Raw genomic sequence first — 20,036 nt, 5'->3', positions numbered from 1 at the left:
TATACACGGGAATTTAGCGAGGTCGGAAATGGTACAACTCACCCTGCCAAAAAATTCTCGGATTACCACCGGAAAGACATGGCCCAAGCCAGAGGGCGCGACGAATGTGCGCAAGTTCCAGATCTATCGCTGGAATCCTGACGACGGTCAAAATCCCCGGGTGGATACCTATTTCGTCGATATGGACAGCTGCGGTCCGATGATTTTGGATGCGCTGATCAAGATCAAGAATGAGATCGACCCAACCTTGACCTTCCGCCGGTCTTGTCGCGAGGGCATTTGTGGGTCCTGTGCGATGAATATCGACGGGATCAACACGCTGGCCTGCATCTATGGCATGGATGAGATCAAGGGCGATGTGAAAATCTATCCTTTGCCCCATATGCCTGTGGTCAAGGACCTGATTCCGGACCTGACCCATTTCTATGCCCAGCACGCCAGCATCATGCCCTGGCTAGAAACCAAGACCAACCGGCCGGCGAAAGAGTGGAAGCAATCCATTGAAGACCGCAAAAAGCTGGATGGTCTTTATGAATGCGTGATGTGCGCCAGCTGCTCGACCTCGTGCCCAAGTTATTGGTGGAATGGCGATCGCTATCTTGGCCCGGCGGCTCTGCTGCATGCATATCGTTGGATCATTGACAGCCGAGATGAGGCAACTGGTGAGCGCCTGGATGAGTTGGAAGATCCGTTCAAGCTGTATCGTTGCCACACGATCATGAACTGCGCCAAAACCTGCCCGAAGGGTCTGAACCCTGCAAAGGCAATCGCCGAGATCAAAAAGATGATGGTCGAACGCACGGTGTGAGGCGGGCTTGATCCATGTGCCTGCTGTGTTGCGGCAGGTGCAATTCCCATTTGCAAGAATATGTGGTGTGAACGCCTGCAGCCTGTCCTATGTTTGGCTCAGGGAGGAGTGATTATGTCACAATGGGATCACTCCGATGAGAACCAAAACCAACTCCGCTGATGCCGCCGAAGCCCTGGAATTGCTGGAACAGGCATGGGCCTATTATACGCCAGAAACGGTAATCCCCACTTCAGAGCGGATGCCAGAGCTGTTCGAATACGCAAATGCTGCCTGATCTGCGATTGCAGGGCTTGAAAACAACCGACTGATCAGCAAAGCAGGAGAATGCCTGTTTTTCTTCTGCTTCTTGCCGCCGCCGTATTCGCCTATTTTCTGTGGCGCGCCCGTACTTCGTCACTGACGCGTGAATGCCGTTGGCGCCAGCACCGAAAAGAAGGGCAATGGGTCTGTTCGTTTTGCGGTGCTCAGACCGATGGGGCGGAAAGCCCCAAGCAGTGTTTAAAGGGATCGACCGGTGGATAGCCGATGCGGGACAGGGTCGACCCTGCCCCAACCCGTTTTCTAAGCCTTTGGAAACGCCGCCTGAAGTGCGATCTCAACCATGTCGCCAAAGCTGCTTTCACGTTCGGACGATGGCAGAGCTTCTCCTGTCAGCAAGTGGTCGGAAACGGTCAGCACGGCAAGGGCCCGGCACCTGTGGCGCGCGGCCAGGATGTAAAGTTCGGCGGCTTCCATTTCGACGCCCAGAATGCCGTGACGCACCATCTGTTCGTTCAGATCGGGACGTTCATCGTAGAACACATCCGAGGAATAAATCCCGCCAACATGAGTTGGTGTTCCTTTGTTTGCCGCAGCCTCAAAGGCGGCCTGCAACAGGCTCCAATCCGCGCAAGGTGCAAAGTTGAGCTCTTTCATGATCCCCCGAGACGGCGTGCTGAGCGTGGTCGAAGTCATCGCCAAAATGACATCACGAATGTTCACACTGTCCTGCATCCCGCCACATGACCCAATACGGATCAAAGTTCTGGCGCCAAAATCGCGGATCAATTCATTCACGTAAATTGACAGCGAGGGCATTCCCATACCGCTGCCTTGAATCGTGACCGGATTACCTTTCCAGGTTCCGGTGAAGCCCAACATGCCACGCACGTCATTCACCAGTTTGGCGTTATCCAGAAAAGTTTCTGCCGCCCATTTTGCCCGGTAAGGATCACCGGGTAAAAGAACTGTTTCAGCGATTTCGCCTTTTTCGGCGCCTATATGAATCGTCATTTCGTTATCAATTCCATTCAGATTTCCATATCCGAAATATCCGCTCCGGCTTTCAAAGCTTCGTGTACCCAATGCGGCTTGCGACCGCGCCCCGACCAGGTTTGATCGTGGTTGGATGGATTTCGGTATTTTGCTTTTGTTTTCGATATCTTAAGAGATTTCGAGGACCCATCAGAAAGTTCGGAAAGGGAAAACCCAAATTCCGCCGCGGCTTTCTGAGCGGCTTTCAAAGCCTCTTTCCTATCACGTCTTTCGGCTGCTTTCAGCGCCACATCTACATTGGCACGCAATTCCAACAGTTCATTGCGCGTCATCTTTTCGAGATTCATTCCCATTTACATTCCCCTGATGTTACCGAATTACAATGTCCCCGAAGAGTCACCGTAGTTCTAAAAGCATCCATTATCTATCCCTTTTGAGAAGGCGATAGATACGGGGAAAATGGGTGGCAAATCGGCGGTTATTCAGCGGCCAGGTTTTGCGGATCAACCAAGGAAACTATGTCGCCCATGATTGCATTCAACTCGAAGTTTTTTGGCGTGTAGATTTTGGCCACACCCATCGCTTTGAGTTTTTCAGCATCGTCATCAGGGATAATGCCACCGACAACAACAGGAACATCGTTCAGGCCCGCCTCGCGCAGACGGTTCAGAACGTCCTGAACCAACGGTATGTGACTGCCGGACAGAATCGACAGGCCGATCACATGGGCTTTGTCCTCGATTGCGGCGGCCACAATTTCCTCGGGTGTCAGACGGATGCCGTCATAGCTGATGTCCATACCGCAATCGCGGGCGCGGAAGGCGATCTGTTCAGCGCCATTTGAATGGCCGTCCAGACCGGGTTTCCCGACCAGGAATTTCAGGCGACGCCCCAGCTTGTCACTGACCGCGTCGACCGCCGCACGCAACTCCTCCAGCCCTTCGGTTTTGTTCGAGACCGAGCCGGAAACGCCGGTCGGGCCGCGATATGTGCCATAGACCTTGCGCATCTCTTCGGCCCATTCGCCGGTGGTGACGCCAGCCTTGGCGGCGACGATTGACGGCTCCATTACATTCGCACCGGATTGTGCGGCCTCACGCAAAGCGGCCAGCGCTGCTGCAACTGCCGCGCCATCCCGTTCGGTGCGCCATTCGTTCAGGCGGTTGATCTGTTCCTGCTCTACTGCCGGATCAACGACCATGATGCCGCCGTCTTCGGTTTCCAGGGGTGAGGGCTCGCCCTCGGTCCATTTGTTCACGCCGACCACAATGGTCTCGTTGCGCTCGATCCGGTTGAGGCGCTCTGCGTTGGAATCGACCAAACGGGACTTCATGTATTCGATCGAAGCGACAGCACCCCCCATCGAATCCAGGTTCGCCAGTTCGGCCCGCGCGCCCTGTTTCAATTCTTCGACTTTGGCGTCTACGGCCGGGTTGCCGTCGAACAGATCGCCATATTCCAGCAGGTCGGTTTCATAGGCAAGAATCTGTTGCATCCGCATCGACCACTGCTGATCCCACGGGCGGGGCAGGCCAAGGGCCTCGTTCCATGCGGGCAGCTGAACCGCGCGGGCACGGGCCTTTTTCGACAAGGTCACCGCCAGCATTTCGATCAGGATACGGTAGACGTTGTTTTCCGGCTGCTGCTCGGTCAGTCCCAGTGAGTTCACCTGCACCCCATAACGGAAGCGGCGGAATTTCGGGTTTTCAACGTCATAACGTTGTTGCAGGATTTCATCCCAAAGATCCACAAAGGCGCGCATTTTGCACATCTCGGTGACAAAGCGGATGCCGGCATTCACAAAGAACGAAATCCGTCCGCACAATGCTGGGAAATCCTCGGCCGGGACGCGCGGGCGCAACTCGTCAAGAACGGCGATGGCGGTAGCCAGCGCATAGGCCAGTTCCTGTTCGGGCGTCGCGCCAGCCTCTTGCAGGTGATAGGAACACACATTCATCGGGTTCCATTTCGGCACATTGGAATAGCAATACTCGGCCACATCCGCGATCATCTTGAGCGACGGTTTCGGCGGGCAGACATAAGTGCCGCGGCTTAGGTATTCCTTGATCAGATCGTTCTGAACCGTGCCCTGCAGTTTCGAGACATCGGCGCCCTGTTCCTCGGCAACCGCTATATAGAGCGCCAGCAACCAAGGAGCCGTGGCGTTTATCGTCATCGACGTGTTCATCTGTTCCAACGGGATCTGGTCGAACAAAACCCGCATGTCGCCCAGATGGCTGATCGGTACACCCACTTTACCAACCTCGCCGCGTGCCAGCGTGTGATCGCTGTCATAGCCGGTTTGCGTCGGCAGATCGAAGGCCACTGACAGACCCGTCTGACCCTTGGCCAGATTCCCGCGATACAGCGCGTTGGACGCTTTGGCGGTGGAATGACCGGCATAGGTTCGGATGAGCCAGGGGCGATCTTTCTGCGTCTGCGTCATAGCTGGGCCTCGTATTGCGGGTGGGCAAGAAAATTGCGTTCATGGGTTCTAAAGCGCAATTTTCGGGACATGTCAATTCGCTGCGTCGCGGCATTTCCGGTTGTGCCGATTGTGGGATGCAGCGATTGGTGGCAGGGTGCATTTATGACACAGACCGTGGAACTTCCGCTTTGGCTGTTTTTGTTGATCCTGGTATTCGCCGCGGTCACACTGGCCTCGCATTTTCTGTTTCCGTCTGTGCGGTGGTTTTTTCGTCGTAGGTTGGAGCGCGCGGTCAAACGCCTGAACACGCGCCTGCAGCGCCCGATACAGCCGTTCAAGCTGGCCCGACGCCACGATATGATTCAACGCCTGATCTATGATCCTCAGGTAGGGCAGGCCGTGCAGCAGCACGCACGTGAAGAAGGCATCCCCGAAGCGGTCGCCTTTGAACAGGCCCAGCGGTATGCGCGCGAGATCGTGCCTTCTTTTTCCGCCGTTGCCTATTTCAGTATCGCCATCCGGTTGGCGCGGATTCTGAGCAACGCTTTTTATGATGTACGGCTTAGTTATCAGGATGAAGATGCCCTGAAAGATATTGATCCAAATGCGACAGTTGTTTTTGTGATGAACCACCGCAGCAACATGGATTATGTGCTGGTCACCTATCTGGCGGCCCAGCAATCGGCTTTGTCTTATGCTGTTGGCGAATGGGCGCGTGTTTGGCCGCTCAGTCGGTTGATTCGTGCGATGGGGGCCTATTTTATTCGCCGCAAGTCCGGCAGCGAACTCTATCGTCAGGTATTGGCCTGCTATGTCCGGCATGCCACCGATGCCGGTGTCACACAGGCTATGTTCCCCGAAGGCGGGCTGAGCCTGACGGGGGCTATGGCACGCCCCAAGCTGGGGCTTTTGAAATACATAATCGATGGTGCCAGCGCGGATGGGGCGGATGTGGTGTTTGTTCCCGTTGCGCTAAACTATGACCGGGTTCTTGAAGATACGATCCTGACCAAGGCCGCACTTGGCAATCAAAGGCAATTTCGTGCCCGGATCGGGGTCATAACTGGGTGGATATTGAAACAAATAGGTAGGCGCCTAACCGGTCGCTACCAGCGGTTTGGATTTGCTGGGGTGCGATATGGTCACCCTATCTCGTTGAAGGAATTTCGCACCGCCCATGACGATGTAATGACTGATCTCGCGCGCGAACTCATGCAACGGATCAAAGAAGCGATTCCGCAGGCGCCTGTTCCTGCAGCGTGCTGGCTGGTTCGCACCAAAGGAGAAATGCCCGAAGACGAGCTTAAAAGCTTGATCACCGGGTTTTTGCAACGTGACGGAACTTTGGGTGATCAGGATGAGTCTGCGGTTTCAGCTGCCTTGGATCAGCTGGTCGAACGCAGAATTCTGAAACGAGAAGGTGGGAAAATATCTCAATCCGGGCAAAGGGTTGATCTGCTCGACTACTATGCAGCCTCAGCCCCGATTGGCGACGGCTGGCCTGATGCTGCGGCAGCGAAAGAAGTTTCTGCAGGCGCTGGGTCATAAAATTACAAAAAAGATGCAAAATATATTGCATTATTTCCTTCAGGCCAATATCTCATCATCCAACGCAAGCGCTTCTGCATCGCGGCAAACAGGAATGAGAAATAAGGAGGCCAACATGGCTCTGGACACCGACAGCGGTATCGCAACTTACGACGCGCCGGAAAAAGACCTCTATGAAATGGGTGAAATCCCTCCGATGGGGTTTGTGCCTAAGAAAATGTATGCATGGGCAATCCGTAAGGAACGCCACGGGGAACCGGATACTGCGATGGTCCAGGAAGTCGTGGACGTACCAGAGCTGGACAGCCACGAGGTGTTGGTTCTGGTGATGGCGGCGGGCGTTAACTATAACGGCGTCTGGGCATCCCTGGGCAAGCCGATCTCGCCCTTTGACGGCCACAAGGCCCCGTATCATATCGCCGGTTCTGACGCTTCGGGGATCGTATGGGCCGTGGGTTCGAAAGTAACGCGCTGGAAAGTGGGCGACGAGGTTGTCATTCACTGCAACCAGGACGATGGCGACGACGAACATTGTAATGGTGGCGATCCGATGTATTCGGACAGCCAGCGGATCTGGGGTTATGAAACGCCGGATGGGTCTTTTGCACAGTTCACCAATGTTCAAGCCCAGCAGTTGATGCCGCGCCCCAAGCACCTGACCTGGGAAGAAAGCGCTTGCTATACTCTGACGCTGGCGACCGCGTATCGGATGCTGTTCGGGCACGAGCCGCATGATCTGAAGCCGGGCCAGAACGTTCTGGTCTGGGGTGCCTCGGGCGGCCTGGGCTCTTATGCGATCCAGCTGATCAATACCGCAGGCGCCAACGCAATCGGCGTGATCTCGGACGAAAGCAAGCGTGACTTTGTTATGGGGCTGGGCGCCAAGGGCGTGCTGAATCGCAAAGACTTTAACTGCTGGGGTCAGTTGCCCACAGTAAACACACCGGAATATGCGGACTGGTTCAAAGAGGCGCGCAAATTCGGCAAGGCGATCTGGGAAATCACCGGGAAAGGCAAGAATGTCGACATGGTGTTTGAACATCCCGGCGAAAGCACATTTCCGGTGTCGACCTTTGTCGTGAAAAAAGGTGGTATGGTTGTGATCTGCGCCGGTACCACCGGCTATAACCTGACTTTCGACGTTCGCTATATGTGGATGCATCAGAAACGCCTGCAAGGTTCGCATTTTGCGCATCTCAAGCAGGCTGCTGCCGCGAACCAACTGATGGTCGAACGCCGTCTGGATCCCTGCATGTCCGAAGTGTTTGCCTGGGGTGAATTGCCCGACGCGCATATGAAGATGATGCGGAATGAGCATAAACCAGGCAACATGTCGGTTCTGGTTCAGGCGCCGCAGACGGGCTTGCGCACGCTTGAAGAGGTTCTAGACGCAAAAGGCTGAGCCCCCAAAAAAAAGAATATTAGCACCCGCGAATCGCATCGAGCGAGCGCGGGTGCATCTATTTCTAGGCATTAGGCAATAATTACAGTGGGTTGCGAAATCGTGACCCGCTAGTTTTGGGGAGTAGAAACCAGTGAATAGGCTTAAAAGCATCTCACATGTTATGGTTGTGTTAACCCTTCGTTAACCGTTTCGGAGAGACTTTAGATGGCGCATAATGAGTGGATACTGGACGTTTTGTCGGACCTCAACGCCTTCGCTGTTGAAAACGGTTTGACCGCACTTGCCGAGCAGCTTGATGATACCAAGTTGATCGCAGCGGCCGAGATTGCGTCCATGCAGGATAAGGCACAGGCGCCCGCGAATGGGAACACAACTCGACATGAGTCAGGTCCTAGAGGACTTGGAAAGCACCAACACGCTTGACGAGTTGGGCGATGTAGCCGTTCGATTGCGCGACCGGCTGCAGGTTGAACATCTTATCTATCATTGGGTTGATGGTGCCGGGGATCAATACGGCTATACAACTTACCCGGACGCTTGGGCCGAGCGATACCGTGAGCGGAATTATCACCGCATAGATCCGGTGATCCTGGGGTGTTTCCAACGGTTCCACCCGGTTGACTGGAAATTGCTGGACTGGTCTGGAAAAGTGGCGAAAGCCTTTTTGCAAGATGCCCTTGAACATGGAGTTGGCAATCAGGGTTATTCGATCCCCATCCGGGGGCCGAACGGCCAGTTTGCCTTATTCACAGTGAATCACTCATGTGATGATGAGAAATGGAAGTCCTTCATCGAGGCCCATGGCCGCGAGCTGATTTTGATCGCGCATTACTTTAACCGAAAGGCTCTGGAGTTCGAAACCGACAGGCAGCCGGATACGACCCGGGGCCTGTCGCCTCGTGAGACGGATGCCATGACCTTGCTGGCGCTTGGATACAGCCGGGCACAAGTCGCGCACTCACTGTCAATCTCGGAACATACGCTGCGTGTCTATATTGAAAGTGCGCGTGCCAAGCTTGGGGCGCAGAACACCACCCATGCTATCGCAACGGCTCTTAGCCGTGGATTAATAGTGGTTTAACAAGCGCACGCTCTAAAAACGGGAAATTAACCACGACTTTGTACTCCCTTCGTTCTTGCACAAGACGAGGGGAAAAGTCATGTTGCGCTATTTGTTTGCGGACGAACTACATAAATTTCCGAATCTGGCCGAGGGGATGTTCCGGGATCGCGCCGATCAGTTCAAAACCCGGCTGGGCTGGGATGTTCACGTGGACGAAAAAGGAGAAGAGCGGGATCAGTATGATGACCTGAATCCGCTCTATGTCATCTGGGAAGAAGAGGATGGCAGTCATGGGGGGTCGATGCGGGTTTTGCCGACGACAGGACCTGTCATGGTGAATGAGGTGTTTGGGCATCTGACAGGAGGTAAGCCTGTCCACAGCCCGCTGATCTGGGAGGTGACGCGGTTCTGCCTGTCACGAACGGCCAGTGCCCATACTGCCGGTGCCATCATGCTGAGCGGCGGCGAAATCATGGAAGGGTTCGGGCTGACCCATATTGCAGGCGTCTTTGATGCGCGCATGATTCGGATCTACCGTCTGATCGGTTCGTCTCCAGTCGTTCTGGGGTCACAAGGGAAAGGGCGTGATCAGATTTCGGTTGGGCTCTGGCCCTATTCGGCCGAGGATTGCAATCGGGTGGCTGAACGGGCGGGCATCCCACGTGAGCTGTCCAGGATGTGGTTCAAAGCCGCGTTTGGCACTGTCCGGCAACACCGGTTTGCCCTGTCCGCCTGACGGGGTCTGAAAGCCAATTCCATATCTGGCGATAGCTGGCGTGGCCCTGTAGGGTCGCGCCATGTCTATACCCACAGTAACCTTTTCTGACGATCAAGCCGCCGCCTATGACAGCATTTCCGAGATGCTGAAATCTGCCGGTGTGGACCTGGATGATGATGCTCTGCTGAAAATGCCCGGCAATGGCGAATCCGGGGTGATGGCCGTGATCGGCAAGGCGGGTTCAGGGAAAACGCTACTGCTGGCAGAGCTTTACAAAGCATTGGCTGACGCGGGTCTTCAGATTGTTTCCGGTGATTTCGAAAGCCGCAAAGCGCGCGAGAAACGCAGCTTGGCCATTCTTGCGCCAACGAACAAGGCCGCCAGTGTTTTGCGCCTGCGGGGTGTGCCTGCGACCACGATCCACCGCATCCTCTATACGCCGGTTTATGACCCGGAATATGAACGCATTGCCGAATGGCTGGCGGGCAACGATGAACGCCCCGAGGTTGAAGGGTTGACTGACGAAGCCCTGGACCGGGCGGCCGCTTTTTATCAGAACAACAAGTCGATCCCCGGCGCGCTGGCCGCTGCGGGCCTTCGTGGGTCCGACTTTATCACCGGCTGGAAGCGTCGGGAGGAGCCGCTGGACATAGGCTTTGTAGATGAGGCCTCGATGCTGGATGACCGGCAGTTCGAAGACCTGAAAGAGATCTTTCCGACCCTGTTGCTTTTTGGCGATCCGGCGCAGCTCGCCCCGGTCAATCAGTCCGGCAGCATGGTATTCGAGACTCTGCCCGAGCCGCGAAAGCAGGTATTGCACAGGGTCCACAGGCAGACGGCAGACAACCCGATCCTGGACCTCGCGCATGCGCTGGCCGACCCTCAGATGGGGTTTGAGGATTTTGAACGGCTTGTCGAACAGACCGCCCGACAGGATGACCGTGTTGTTTGGGGGCAGCGTGTTGAAGTTGACCTAATGGCCCGCAGCCCGGTTCTGGTCTGGCGAAATGCCACCCGAATTCGCTTGATTCAGGCCTTCCGCAATGTTCACGCTGCACCCGACACCGAGCTTCTGGCGGGAGAGCCGCTGATTTGCGATGGAATCGAACTGCCGCTGAAGCACCGCAAGAAAAGACTGGATCTTGAGGCGCGCGGGCTAATCAAGGGTGCTCAGGTCATCTATCTGGGGCCAGGACGAAAACCGGGGTTTTCGCGCCTGCATGTGATGGGGGCCGAGGATCCTCAGGTCAGTGCAGCGTCGATTGTCAAAATCGAAATGCCTGATGAGGAAGAACCGTTTATTCCATTTGCTGCGCGTATGGGGGCAACCTTTTTGCATGGCGCAGCAGTGACTATTCACAAGGCGCAGGGGTCACAATGGGACACGGTACAGGTGTTTGCGCCGGATATATATGCGGCTGCCCGGATGGGGCGAACCGAGGCTGGGCAACCTTTGTGGAAACGTCTGGCTTATGTTGCGATCACGCGGGCGCAAGAAAGGTTGATTTGGGTGGTGCGCAACAGGCTGGCCAAGCCCACTTATCCGCTGCGCGTGGATGATTTGCGCGCGGCTCCGGCTGCGACGCTGACCCTGGAGGCCGAAGAGATATGAAATCCATCATAATCACAGGCGCCAGTTCAGGCATCGGACGGGCAACTGCCGAGCTGTTTTTGGCCGAGGGCTGGGCGGTCGGGCTGCTGGCGCGCAGCGCGGATGTGCTGAACGAATTGGCTGAAAGGCACAAGAATGCGATCCCCTTGGTGACCGATGTTACCGACCCCACCGCTGTTTCGGGTGCTTTCGAGACATTCCAGAATGAGGCGGGACGTCTTGACGTATTATTCAATAATGCCGGAATCTTTGCCCCCGGCGGCACGATAGACGAAATCCAGTTGGAGGATTGGTACCAGAGCGTCAGCGTGAACCTGAACGGGATGTTCCTAAGCGCGCGCGAAGCCTTTCGCATCATGCGGCATCAGGCCCCGCAAGGCGGAAGGATCATCAATAACGGTTCGATCGCCGCGCATGTACCGCGTCCGAATTCGGTCCATTACACCGCTACGAAACACGCGATAACAGGCCTGACACGCAGCCTATCACTGGACGGGCGCGCCTTTGGTATCGCATGTGGTCAAATCGATATTGGCAACGCGCGAACACAGATGGTGCAAAACCTGGTTGAAAACGCCATCGCGGGAGGGCAGCAGCCCGACCCGACGATGGCTGTTGACGATGCCGCACGTTCTGTACTGCACATGGCGTCTTTGCCTGCAGAGGCAAACGTCCAGTTCATGACCGTCATGGCCACTACGATGCCCTATATCGGGCGTGGATAGGGCTTTAGTTCTCGCGCAATAGTCGGAAGGCTGTGGACGCTCCCCAACCCGCCGCGATGGCAATGACCAAAGACATCAGGCCATACCAGACCGGCTGCTGACGGGACATGTTGTAGAGGAACCGTTCCAGCCCGACCTTCCGCACGTCGATTGTGGTCTCGAACTGGGAAACAACCTCTCGGCCGCGGGTCAGGTATATGCGCGCGAAATAGGCGCCTTCGGTCAAATCGGCTGGCATGTCGATTGAGGTTCGGAACAATGTCTGCTCGTCCACCGCAACCGTATTTTCGCGGATAGAATACAAGCCCTCATCCTCACGGATGCGAACGACGGCCTCGGCAAAATTCTGCGCGCCCCGGATATTCATCGCGGCACCCACTGACCGAATGGCCCGTTCAATCGAGATCCTGTACCGCAAGTCTTCTGTATCTGACAGGATTTCTGTAAGCGGAGCGCTGGTGGCAACCGCATAAAAACTGGGCGCAAGGTCGACCAGGACGCTGTCGGTGTTGACCCAGATACCCAGCCTGCGTTCTTTTCGCCGGACCGTCACTGGGCTCGAGGGGCCTGCAACGGCCACGATAACTTGAAGCGGTGGGCCGGAAGGGATCGGCGTTTCACGTTTCACGGCACCGAAAATAAGAATTTCCGAGCCATCGAAATTCGCCGTGATGGCAACCCGGTCCTGACTTAGGCCAAGCACGACCTGTTCCTCCTCGGCGATGGCCGGGGTGACACAAAGGGCGAGTAGCAGGATCAACCGTCTCAGCATGATCAGTGCCCCCCTGCAACGCCGAGCGAGTAGAGCTCGGAGGGTTCCAGAAGCAGATCCAGCGCCAGCTTGCCACAAACCACCAAGACCAGTGCAGCCAGCAATACGCGCAGCTGCTCGGCAGGCATTCGTGCGCCGATCACCGTTCCGATCTGCGCCCCGATCACGCCGCCGACCAGCAACAACACAGCCAGAACAATGTCGACTGTGTAGTTGGTTGTCGCGTGCAGCATCGTGGTGAACGCTGTTACGAAAATAATCTGGAATAGGGAGGTGCCGACAACGACTTTGGTGGGCATTCCCAGCAGGTAAATCATGGCAGGAACCATGATAAAGCCGCCTCCGACGCCCATGATCGCAGAAAGGATACCTACGCTAAGCCCGACCAGGACGGGGGGGATGACCGAGATATAGAGGCCCGATGTACGGAACCGCATTTTGAACGGCATCGCGTGAATCCAGCCGCGCTGACGACGTGCAACAGGGGCGGCGGTGCCCTTTTTGGATTTACGCAGCGCGTTCAGGCTTTCGATGAACATCAAGCTGCCGACGACGCCCAGAAAGACCACGTAACACAGGGTTACGAGCAAATCGACTTGTCCGAGGCTTTTGAGATAGTTGAAGATCACCACCCCGAACGCAGCACCGATCAGTCCCCCGACCAGCAATACCGTGCCCATCTTCAGGTCGACCGTCTTTCGGCGGAAATGGGCCAGAACACCAGAAAAGGACGAGGCGACAATCTGGTTCGCTTCGGTGGCTACGGCAACTGCTGGTGGGATGCCAATGAAAAACAACAGCGGGGTCATCAGAAACCCGCCGCCGACCCCGAACATCCCTGATAGGATGCCGACCATGCCGCCCAACCCCAGCAGCAGAAAGGCGTTTACGGAAACTTCAGCGATAGGAAGGTAAATTTGCATGAGGTACTAGTAATTAGGGCCAGCTGCGTCGCGCAATGTGACACATTCGACTTCTGGAATTTGTGAAAGGGTTCGTATCTGACGCGCAGAATCACGCCCTTGGCGAGGCAGGGTAAAGCAGGGCTGGCGGCTTGGACCAGTCTGAATCTGTGCATCCGCAGAAGGCGTTTTGATAGGGAGTATCCCCTTAGACCAAGCGCAAGACCTAGCATCCGGCACCCCGGCGAGAAACTCTCTCAAATCAGCTGTCACTGGAAACACATCCATGCCCCTTTAGAGCCGTTGCGGCATGTAAAATCAACTCTACATGCCGCCATGCAGCGAACAGGACTGACGTGTGTTTCAAACTGGACCTATTACCGCTCTTTTACATAGGGTTCGCCACCGGCCTTCGGTGGAACAGCCTTGCCGACAAAGCCGGCCAAAATGACGACGGTCAGGATATATGGCAGCGCATCCATGACCTGCACAGGAATCACCACGCCACCCAGGTCAATATTTTGGAACCGCAACGCAACCGCTTGCAACAGTCCGAACAGCAGGCAAGCCCACATCGCGTGCCATGGCCGCCATTTTGCAAAGATCAGGGCGGCCAGCGCGATGAACCCGCGACCGGCGGTCATTTCCTTGACGAAGCCAGCTTGCAAGGCCGTGGCCAGATAGGCACCGGCTATGCCGCACAGCACACCACAGATCGCGACGGCCGCAAAACGCAGCCCAACGACAGAAACCCCGGCCGTATCCACCGCGGCTGGGTTTTCACCCACCGCGCGCAGGCGCAGGCCAAAGCGGGTGCGGTACAAAACCCACCAGGTTGTCGGGACCAGAAGGAATGACACATAGACAAGGATTGAATGGCCGGACAGCAGCTCGGAATAGATTGGCCCAAGGAAAGGGACATCGCTCACGGCATCCGCAAAAGGGAAGGTGATCGGTTCAAAGCGCCCTCCGCCAAACAGCGAGGGGGTACGCCCGCCCTGCTTGAACCAGCTTTGCGCGATCAGGACCGTCAGCCCCGAGGCCAGAAAGTTGATGGCGACGCCCGAAATCAGCTGGTTGCCCCGAAAGGTGATCGAGGCCACCCCATGCAATGCGGATAGAACAAGCGAGGCCGCGATTCCGGCCAGCAATCCCAGCCAGACCGATCCGGTCACGGCGGCGACGGCGGCAGAAAAGAACGCCGCGATCAGCATCTTGCCCTCAAGCCCGATGTCGAAAATACCGGCGCGTTCGGAATACAGACCGGCCAGACATGCCAGCAACAGCGGCGTGGCCAAGCGGACGGTCGAATCGAGGACCTGGATGAGGGTAACGAAAGTATCCATCGCTTAGCCCTCCTTCCGCATGGCCAGGAACAGCTTCTCGAGCGGCATGCGGACCATGTTGTCAAGCGCGCCGGTGAACAGGATCACCAGGGCCTGAATGACTACGATCAGCTCGCGCGGGATCGACGTCCATAGCGCCAGCTCGGCCCCGCCCTGATAGAGGAAACCAAACAGCAGCGCCGCCAGAAACACCCCAAACGGATGGGACCGACCCATCAGCGCCACGGCGATACCGATAAAGCCAGCGCCCTCGGTCGAGTTCAGAACCAGCCGCTCTGCCTCACCCATCACGTTGTTCGTGGCCATCAGACCAGCCAGCGCGCCCGAGATCAGCATGGCGATGATGGTGATCCGAACCGGAGAAATACCGGCATAGACGGCACCGGTTTCCGAATGCCCATAGGCGCGGATCTCATAGCCCAGCCGGGTGCGCCAGATCAGCGCCCAAACGATCACACAGGCCAGGACTGCAACAAAGAATGAGATATTGGCAGGTGCGCCACGGAATACGACGTTTTCAGCGGTCGAGAACATCGACTGGAACGTCGGCAGATGCACCGCCTCGGGGAAGCGTGCAGTTGCCGGGTCTTGCGAGCCCTGCGGGCGCATGACGTTGACCAGCATATAGTTCAGCAAGGCAGCAGCGATGAAGTTGAACATGATCGTGGTGATCACGATATGGCTGCCGCGTTTGGCCTGCAGATAGGCCGGAATGGCCGCCCAAGCGGCCCCGAACACCATCGATGCGGCACAGGCGGCCAGCAAGGCGATGCTCCAATGCGGCCAGTCGATGTAAAGGCACACCACGGCCACGCCAAGCCCGCCCAGCATCGCCTGACCTTCGCCACCGATGTTGAACAGCCGTGCATGAAAGGCGACCGCCACAGCGAGTCCGGTGAACATGAAATTCGTGGCGTAATACAGCGTATAGCCCCAGCCATAGGTCGATCCCAGCGCGCCGGTGACCATCAGGTTCACCGCTTCGATCGGGTTTTCACCAATGGCGAGGATCACCAGCGCCGACAGGATTGCGGCCAGAAGCAGACTGATCACCGGGATCAGAACGACATCGGCCCATTTGGGCATTTTTTCCATGTTACGCTGCCTCTCCCGCAACACCGGCCATCAACAGGCCAAGTTCTTTTTCATCAGTTTCATGGGGCAGGCGTTCGCCCATGATATGTCCGTCAAACATGACCGCGATCCGATCCGACAGCGAGAATATCTCTTCCAGCTCGACCGAGACCAGCAGGATCGCCTTGCCCTGGTCGCGCAGGTCGACGATCTGTTTGTGAATGAATTCGATCGCCCCGATATCCACGCCTCGGGTCGGCTGACCGACCAACAGCAGGTCCGGGTTACGTTCGATTTCACGCGCGACGACGATCTTCTGCTGATTGCCGCCCGAAAAGCTTTTAGCCGACAGCCAGGGGTTCGGCGGGCGCACATCGAATTTTTCGATCTTGGCTTCGGTATCGGCGCGCAGGGCGGCGTTATCCATGAAGAGGCCACGCTTATAGGCCGGGTCTCGGTGATAGCCGAAGGCCACGTTCTCCCAGGCGTGGAAATCCATGATCAGGCCTTCGCGCTGGCGGTCTTCGGGCACATGCGCAATGTGCTGCGCGCGCCGCGCCTGGCCATCTGACCCCACCCCGCTGAGCGCAAGCGGCGTGCCGTTCAGTTTGATCTGGCCCTGGCCCGGGCGCATCCCGCCCAGAACCTCTAGCAGTTCGGATTGGCCATTGCCGGCGACGCCTGCGATGCCCACGATCTCACCAGCGCGCACGTTCAAGTCGATGCCTTTGACACGCTCGACGCCCGCGCTGTCGAAAACACGCAGGTTTTCAATCTCGAGGATGGGCTTGCCGGGCTGCGCCGGAACCTTGTCGACCTGCAGCAGAACCTTGCGGCCCACCATCAGCTCGGCCAGTTCTTCGGGGCTGGTCTCGGCGGTTTTCACGGTGGCCGTCATTTGCCCGCGGCGCATAACCGACACGGTGTCGGTGTTTTCCATGATCTCGCGCAGCTTGTGGGTGATCACGATGATCGTCTTCCCCTCGGTCCGCAGCCGGTCGAGGATGCGGAATAGCTGATCCGCCTCGGAGGGGGTTAGAACACCCGTCGGTTCGTCCAGAATCAGGATCTCGGCCTTGCGATACAGCGCCTTGAGGATCTCGACCCGCTGCTGCATCCCCACACCGATCTCGTCGATCTGTTTGTCGGGATCCACGAACAGCTCGTATTCTTCTTCCAGCTCTTTCAACTCTTTGCGGGCCTTGGTCAGGGACGGGGCCAATAGCCCGCCATCCTCGGCGCCCAGCACGATGTTTTCCAGAACGGTGAAATTCTCGACCAGTTTGAAATGCTGAAACACCATCCCGATGCCCGAGGCGATCGCGGTCTGGCTGTCAGGGATTTCGGTCTTTTGACCGTTGATCCAAATCTCACCTTTGTCGGCTTTGTAAAAGCCGTAGAGAATGCTCATCAGCGTGGATTTGCCCGCACCGTTTTCTCCGATGATCCCATGGATCGTACCGGGGGCGACGCTGATGGAAATGTCTTTGTTGGCCTGAACCGGCCCAAAGGATTTGGATATCCCTTTGAGCTCAATGGCGGGGACGGTCATGTCTTGTCCTCAGTTGCCGAAAGGACTGCCCGGTCACCCCGGTGCAGCAAAGTGGAATCGGGCCGGGAGCATCACCCCCGACCCGCGCGATATCAGAACTGCAGTGCTGGGCAGCTGTCGTTCTCGTAGTAGCTGACAACTGAAACATTGCCGTCGATGATGTCCTGACGGGCTTTGTCGACTGCTGCTTTCATATCATCCGAAACCAGCGGAGCGTTGTTGTCGTCGATCGCATAGCCAACGCCGTCTTCGGCCAGACCCATGATATATACGCCGGTCTCAACGTTCTCGCCTGCGCTCATCGCCTCATAAACAGCGACGTCCACGCGCTTTAGCATCGAGGTCAGAACTTTGCCCGGGTGCAGGTGGTTCTGGTTGCTGTCGACACCGATTGACAGAATGCCTTCGTCAGCAGCGGTTTGCAGAACACCAACACCGGTGCCGCCAGCTGCGGCATAGACCACGTCGGCACCCTGGCTGATTTGTGCCTTTGTCAGTTCCGAGCCCTTAACCGGGTCGTTCCATGCCGCAGGCGTTGTGCCGGTCATGTTGGCAACCACGTTGATATCGGGGTTCACCGCCTTGGCACCCTGAGCATAGCCGCAGCCAAAGTGACGGATCAGCGGAACATCCATGCCGCCGATGAAGCCAACGGTTCCGGATTCGGACGCCATCGCAGCCATCATACCAACCAGATACGAGCCTTCGTGTTCAGCGAAACCAACCTGACGCAGGTTGGGCGCGTCCAGCCAGGTTACGTCGACAACAACGAATTTCGTGTCCGGATAGTCGGCAACAACCGCGCTGAGCGGGTCAGCCATACCGAAACCCATGGTGATGATCGGGTTCGAGCCTGCTTCGGCAAAGCGGCGCAGGGCCTGTTCGCGTTGCGCTTCGGACTGCATTTCGATCTCGCGGTAGGTGCCGCCCGTTTCTTCCGCCCAGCGTGAGGCGCCGTTATGCGCGGCTTCGTTGAACGATTTGTCGAACTTGCCGCCCAGATCAAAGATCAGTGCCGGTTCGGCCAGTGCGGCACCCGCTGTCAGTGCAACCGCCGCTGCGGCGCCCATCAAGGATTTCATCAGGGTCATTTGTTACTCCCGTTTGTTTTTTTCGGTCGGAGCCAAGATAGCCCCGTTTACCCACTGTTAGCGAGCATAACCGTTGTGATGGCGGGAATTAAGGCCGTTTGCAACCGCCGCGGTCAACAGATTTTTGACCATTTGGTCCAAGAAAATTCGCGGCCTGTCTCAGGTTAAATTGCATTCCATGACGATGGCATCAATTTTCTGATTATTTTCAACCGTATAGTAATTCTTGCGCGTGCCGCACACACGATACCCGCAATGCTTGTAAAGTGTAATCGCGGGCTGGTTGGCGATGGAAACATCCAGAATCGCCCGGATAGCGCCCAGTTTTTTGGCAGCCGCGTGCCATTCGACCATACGTTCCCTAGCCAGTCCCTGCCGCTGAACTGTGGGATGGGTGGCAATCGTCAGCAGTTCGGCTTCGTCTGCGATTGCCTGGAAAAGGGCAAAGGACTGGGTGTCACCCACGATATGGGTAAAGCGATTCTGCAGCAGCTCTGCAAACTCTGCGGCGGTCCAGGGGCGCGCTTGCGTAAAGGCCGCCGCATGGGTTTCGGCCAAGTCTTCGGGGGTCATCCGTCCAACAACATCGGCGGTTGGTCTTTGGAGGGCGCCGCGTCTGCGGGGCGTATGTACAGGGGGGCGGGGGCCTCGGTCGTGGTCTGCCATCTTTGCGCTGCAACGCGGGCAATAGCGCAGACCTGAGCCTTTGGGTTGTCGTTGAACATCAGCGTACCCAGCGATTCTGCCTGATCAAGCTGGATCAGTGCCGGTTCCATATCAGGCTGCGAAACATAGACCTGATCTCTGGGCGCGCGAATTGCGGGCAACGCCTCGCTGTCCAGGACAGCAAGCGCGTCAAAGCCCGACACACCGATGGCCGGTATACCCAGACCTAAGGCCAGACCCCGCGCGGCCGAGACCGAGATGCGTATTCCGGTGAAATTACCGGGGCCTATTCCAACGCCGATCGCTGACAGGTCGCGCCATGAGCATTGTTCTGATGACAGCACCTCTTCGAGCAGCGGCATCAGACGTTCGGCTTGTCCCCGCGACATGGGCTCGACACAAGACGCCACAATCCGGTCACCGCGCAACAAAGCGGCCGCGCAATGCGCGGCCGATGTGTCAAACGCCAGAATGAGTGGTTCAGACGGCAACAGGGCGAACCTCGGTCACTTCGGGAATGTAGTGACGCAGCAGGTTTTCGATTCCCATCTTCAACGTCAGCGTCGAGGATGGGCAGCCTGCGCAGGCGCCTTGCATATGCAGGTAGACAACACCGCGGTCAAAGCCGTGGAACGTGATGTCGCCGCCGTCCTGTGCAACGGCAGGGCGCACCCGGCTGTCCAGCAGGTCTTTGATCTGGTTGACCACTTCGGCGTCCTCACCGCTGTGTTCAGCATGGCCCGAACCCGCATTGGCATCCGCGCCCATGATCGGCTGGCCGGACTGGTAATGCTCCATCACCGCGCCCAGAATGGCCGGTTTGATATGGTCCCACTGGACGTCGTCCGCTTTGGTCACGGTTACGAAGTCATTGCCGAAAAATACCCCGGTCACGCCACTCACAGCGAAAATGCGGTTGGCCAGCGGCGACTTTTCCGCAGCCTCAGCCGATGGGAAATCTGCAGTGCCCGCTTCCAGCACGGTCTGGCCGGGCAGGAATTTCAGGGTTGCAGGGTTCGGTGTGGATTCGGTCTGGATGAACATGGCGCGGCTCCGTATCTGTTGTCTC

Annotated in this window: 21 protein-coding genes; 9 read left to right on the top strand and 12 right to left on the bottom strand. The window is 57.0% G+C overall.

The window, feature by feature from the left end; all coding sequences use genetic code 11:
- Positions 1-28 precede the first annotated feature (28 nt).
- The 3 genes from AC2FH9_RS11075 to AC2FH9_RS11065 all read left to right on the top strand — a co-directional run bounded on the left by AC2FH9_RS11075 (position 29) and on the right by AC2FH9_RS11065 (position 1,333).
- Positions 29-808: a succinate dehydrogenase iron-sulfur subunit gene (locus AC2FH9_RS11075; protein WP_142635506.1), complete on the top strand. Its 780-nt coding sequence runs from the start codon at positions 29-31 to the stop codon at positions 806-808.
- A 136-nt stretch (positions 809-944) separates the two neighbouring features.
- Entirely contained in the window at positions 945-1,085 is a 141-nt protein-coding gene (locus AC2FH9_RS11070) for a hypothetical protein (protein WP_185956642.1), read from the top strand.
- Positions 1,086-1,135: 50 nt separating this feature from the next.
- A complete protein-coding gene (locus AC2FH9_RS11065; protein WP_142635508.1) occupies positions 1,136-1,333 on the top strand; it encodes a hypothetical protein in 198 nt (65 codons plus the stop codon).
- Positions 1,334-1,372: 39 nt separating this feature from the next.
- Here the strand turns inward: AC2FH9_RS11065 and deoD are convergent, their stop codons facing one another.
- The 3 genes from deoD to AC2FH9_RS11050 form a co-directional block, all read right to left on the bottom strand.
- Positions 1,373-2,083 (bottom strand): purine-nucleoside phosphorylase, encoded by a 711-nt coding sequence (gene deoD, locus AC2FH9_RS11060; protein WP_142635510.1) that lies wholly within the window; start codon positions 2,081-2,083, stop codon positions 1,373-1,375.
- Positions 2,084-2,100: 17 nt separating this feature from the next.
- Complete coding sequence (locus tag AC2FH9_RS11055) at positions 2,101-2,418, bottom strand: H-NS histone family protein (protein ID WP_281995213.1); 318 nt, start codon at positions 2,416-2,418, stop codon at positions 2,101-2,103.
- Positions 2,419-2,543: 125 nt separating this feature from the next.
- Positions 2,544-4,526, bottom strand: a complete 1,983-nt coding sequence (locus AC2FH9_RS11050) for a protein meaA (protein ID WP_496750128.1) — start codon at positions 4,524-4,526, stop codon at positions 2,544-2,546.
- Between the two features lie 129 nt (positions 4,527-4,655).
- Here AC2FH9_RS11050 and AC2FH9_RS11045 point away from each other — a divergent pair, with 129 nt between their 5' ends.
- The 6 genes from AC2FH9_RS11045 to AC2FH9_RS11020 all read left to right on the top strand — a co-directional run bounded on the left by AC2FH9_RS11045 (position 4,656) and on the right by AC2FH9_RS11020 (position 11,564).
- Entirely contained in the window at positions 4,656-6,041 is a 1,386-nt protein-coding gene (locus AC2FH9_RS11045; RefSeq protein WP_496696416.1) for a 1-acyl-sn-glycerol-3-phosphate acyltransferase, read from the top strand.
- 115 nt (positions 6,042-6,156) lie between these two features.
- Positions 6,157-7,443 carry a crotonyl-CoA carboxylase/reductase gene (gene ccrA, locus AC2FH9_RS11040; protein ID WP_142635517.1) on the top strand — a complete coding sequence of 429 codons (1,287 nt, stop codon included), beginning with the start codon at positions 6,157-6,159 and terminating at the stop codon, positions 7,441-7,443.
- 364 nt (positions 7,444-7,807) lie between these two features.
- On the top strand, positions 7,808-8,527 hold the full coding sequence (locus AC2FH9_RS11035) for a helix-turn-helix transcriptional regulator (protein WP_496691781.1): 720 nt from the start codon (positions 7,808-7,810) through the stop codon (positions 8,525-8,527).
- 79 nt (positions 8,528-8,606) lie between these two features.
- Positions 8,607-9,245, top strand: coding sequence for an acyl-homoserine-lactone synthase (locus AC2FH9_RS11030; protein ID WP_496696412.1), 639 nt, complete (start codon positions 8,607-8,609; stop codon positions 9,243-9,245).
- Positions 9,246-9,306: 61 nt separating this feature from the next.
- Positions 9,307-10,839, top strand: coding sequence for an ATP-dependent DNA helicase (locus AC2FH9_RS11025; protein WP_142635525.1), 1,533 nt, complete (start codon positions 9,307-9,309; stop codon positions 10,837-10,839).
- Positions 10,836-11,564, top strand: a complete 729-nt coding sequence (locus tag AC2FH9_RS11020; RefSeq protein WP_282021633.1) for an SDR family oxidoreductase — start codon at positions 10,836-10,838, stop codon at positions 11,562-11,564. The genes AC2FH9_RS11025 and AC2FH9_RS11020 overlap by 4 nt, the downstream gene beginning before the upstream one ends.
- A 4-nt stretch (positions 11,565-11,568) precedes the next feature.
- Here AC2FH9_RS11020 and AC2FH9_RS11015 read toward each other — a convergent pair whose 3' ends face one another.
- The 9 genes from AC2FH9_RS11015 to AC2FH9_RS10975 all read right to left on the bottom strand — a co-directional run bounded on the left by AC2FH9_RS11015 (position 11,569) and on the right by AC2FH9_RS10975 (position 20,011).
- On the bottom strand, positions 11,569-12,336 hold the full coding sequence (locus AC2FH9_RS11015) for a TIGR02186 family protein (protein ID WP_142635529.1): 768 nt from the start codon (positions 12,334-12,336) through the stop codon (positions 11,569-11,571).
- Positions 12,337-12,338: 2 nt separating this feature from the next.
- Positions 12,339-13,259 carry a sulfite exporter TauE/SafE family protein gene (locus AC2FH9_RS11010; protein ID WP_142635531.1) on the bottom strand — a complete coding sequence of 307 codons (921 nt, stop codon included), beginning with the start codon at positions 13,257-13,259 and terminating at the stop codon, positions 12,339-12,341.
- A 356-nt stretch (positions 13,260-13,615) separates the two neighbouring features.
- A complete protein-coding gene (locus AC2FH9_RS11005) occupies positions 13,616-14,584 on the bottom strand; it encodes an ABC transporter permease (RefSeq protein WP_142635533.1) in 969 nt (322 codons plus the stop codon).
- Between the two features lie 3 nt (positions 14,585-14,587).
- Positions 14,588-15,679: an ABC transporter permease gene (locus tag AC2FH9_RS11000; protein WP_142635535.1), complete on the bottom strand. Its 1,092-nt coding sequence runs from the start codon at positions 15,677-15,679 to the stop codon at positions 14,588-14,590.
- A 1-nt stretch (position 15,680) separates the two neighbouring features.
- Positions 15,681-17,210 (bottom strand): ABC transporter ATP-binding protein, encoded by a 1,530-nt coding sequence (locus AC2FH9_RS10995; RefSeq protein WP_496871537.1) that lies wholly within the window; start codon positions 17,208-17,210, stop codon positions 15,681-15,683.
- 92 nt (positions 17,211-17,302) lie between these two features.
- Entirely contained in the window at positions 17,303-18,301 is a 999-nt protein-coding gene (locus tag AC2FH9_RS10990) for a BMP family lipoprotein (protein ID WP_142635539.1), read from the bottom strand.
- A gap of 159 nt (positions 18,302-18,460) precedes the next feature.
- Positions 18,461-18,874 (bottom strand): GNAT family N-acetyltransferase, encoded by a 414-nt coding sequence (locus AC2FH9_RS10985; RefSeq protein ID WP_496871536.1) that lies wholly within the window; start codon positions 18,872-18,874, stop codon positions 18,461-18,463.
- Positions 18,871-19,458 (bottom strand): tRNA (adenosine(37)-N6)-threonylcarbamoyltransferase complex dimerization subunit type 1 TsaB, encoded by a 588-nt coding sequence (gene tsaB, locus AC2FH9_RS10980; RefSeq protein ID WP_496871534.1) that lies wholly within the window; start codon positions 19,456-19,458, stop codon positions 18,871-18,873. Before tsaB ends, AC2FH9_RS10985 begins: the two co-directional genes overlap by 4 nt.
- Positions 19,448-20,011, bottom strand: coding sequence for a NifU family protein (locus AC2FH9_RS10975; RefSeq protein WP_271948391.1), 564 nt, complete (start codon positions 20,009-20,011; stop codon positions 19,448-19,450). The genes tsaB and AC2FH9_RS10975 overlap by 11 nt, the downstream gene beginning before the upstream one ends.
- Between the last annotated feature and the right edge of the window lie 25 nt (positions 20,012-20,036).

This window comes from Ruegeria sp. CDSC081 (assembly GCF_059610485.1).
This window is presented reverse-complemented; position numbering and strand designations above follow the sequence as displayed.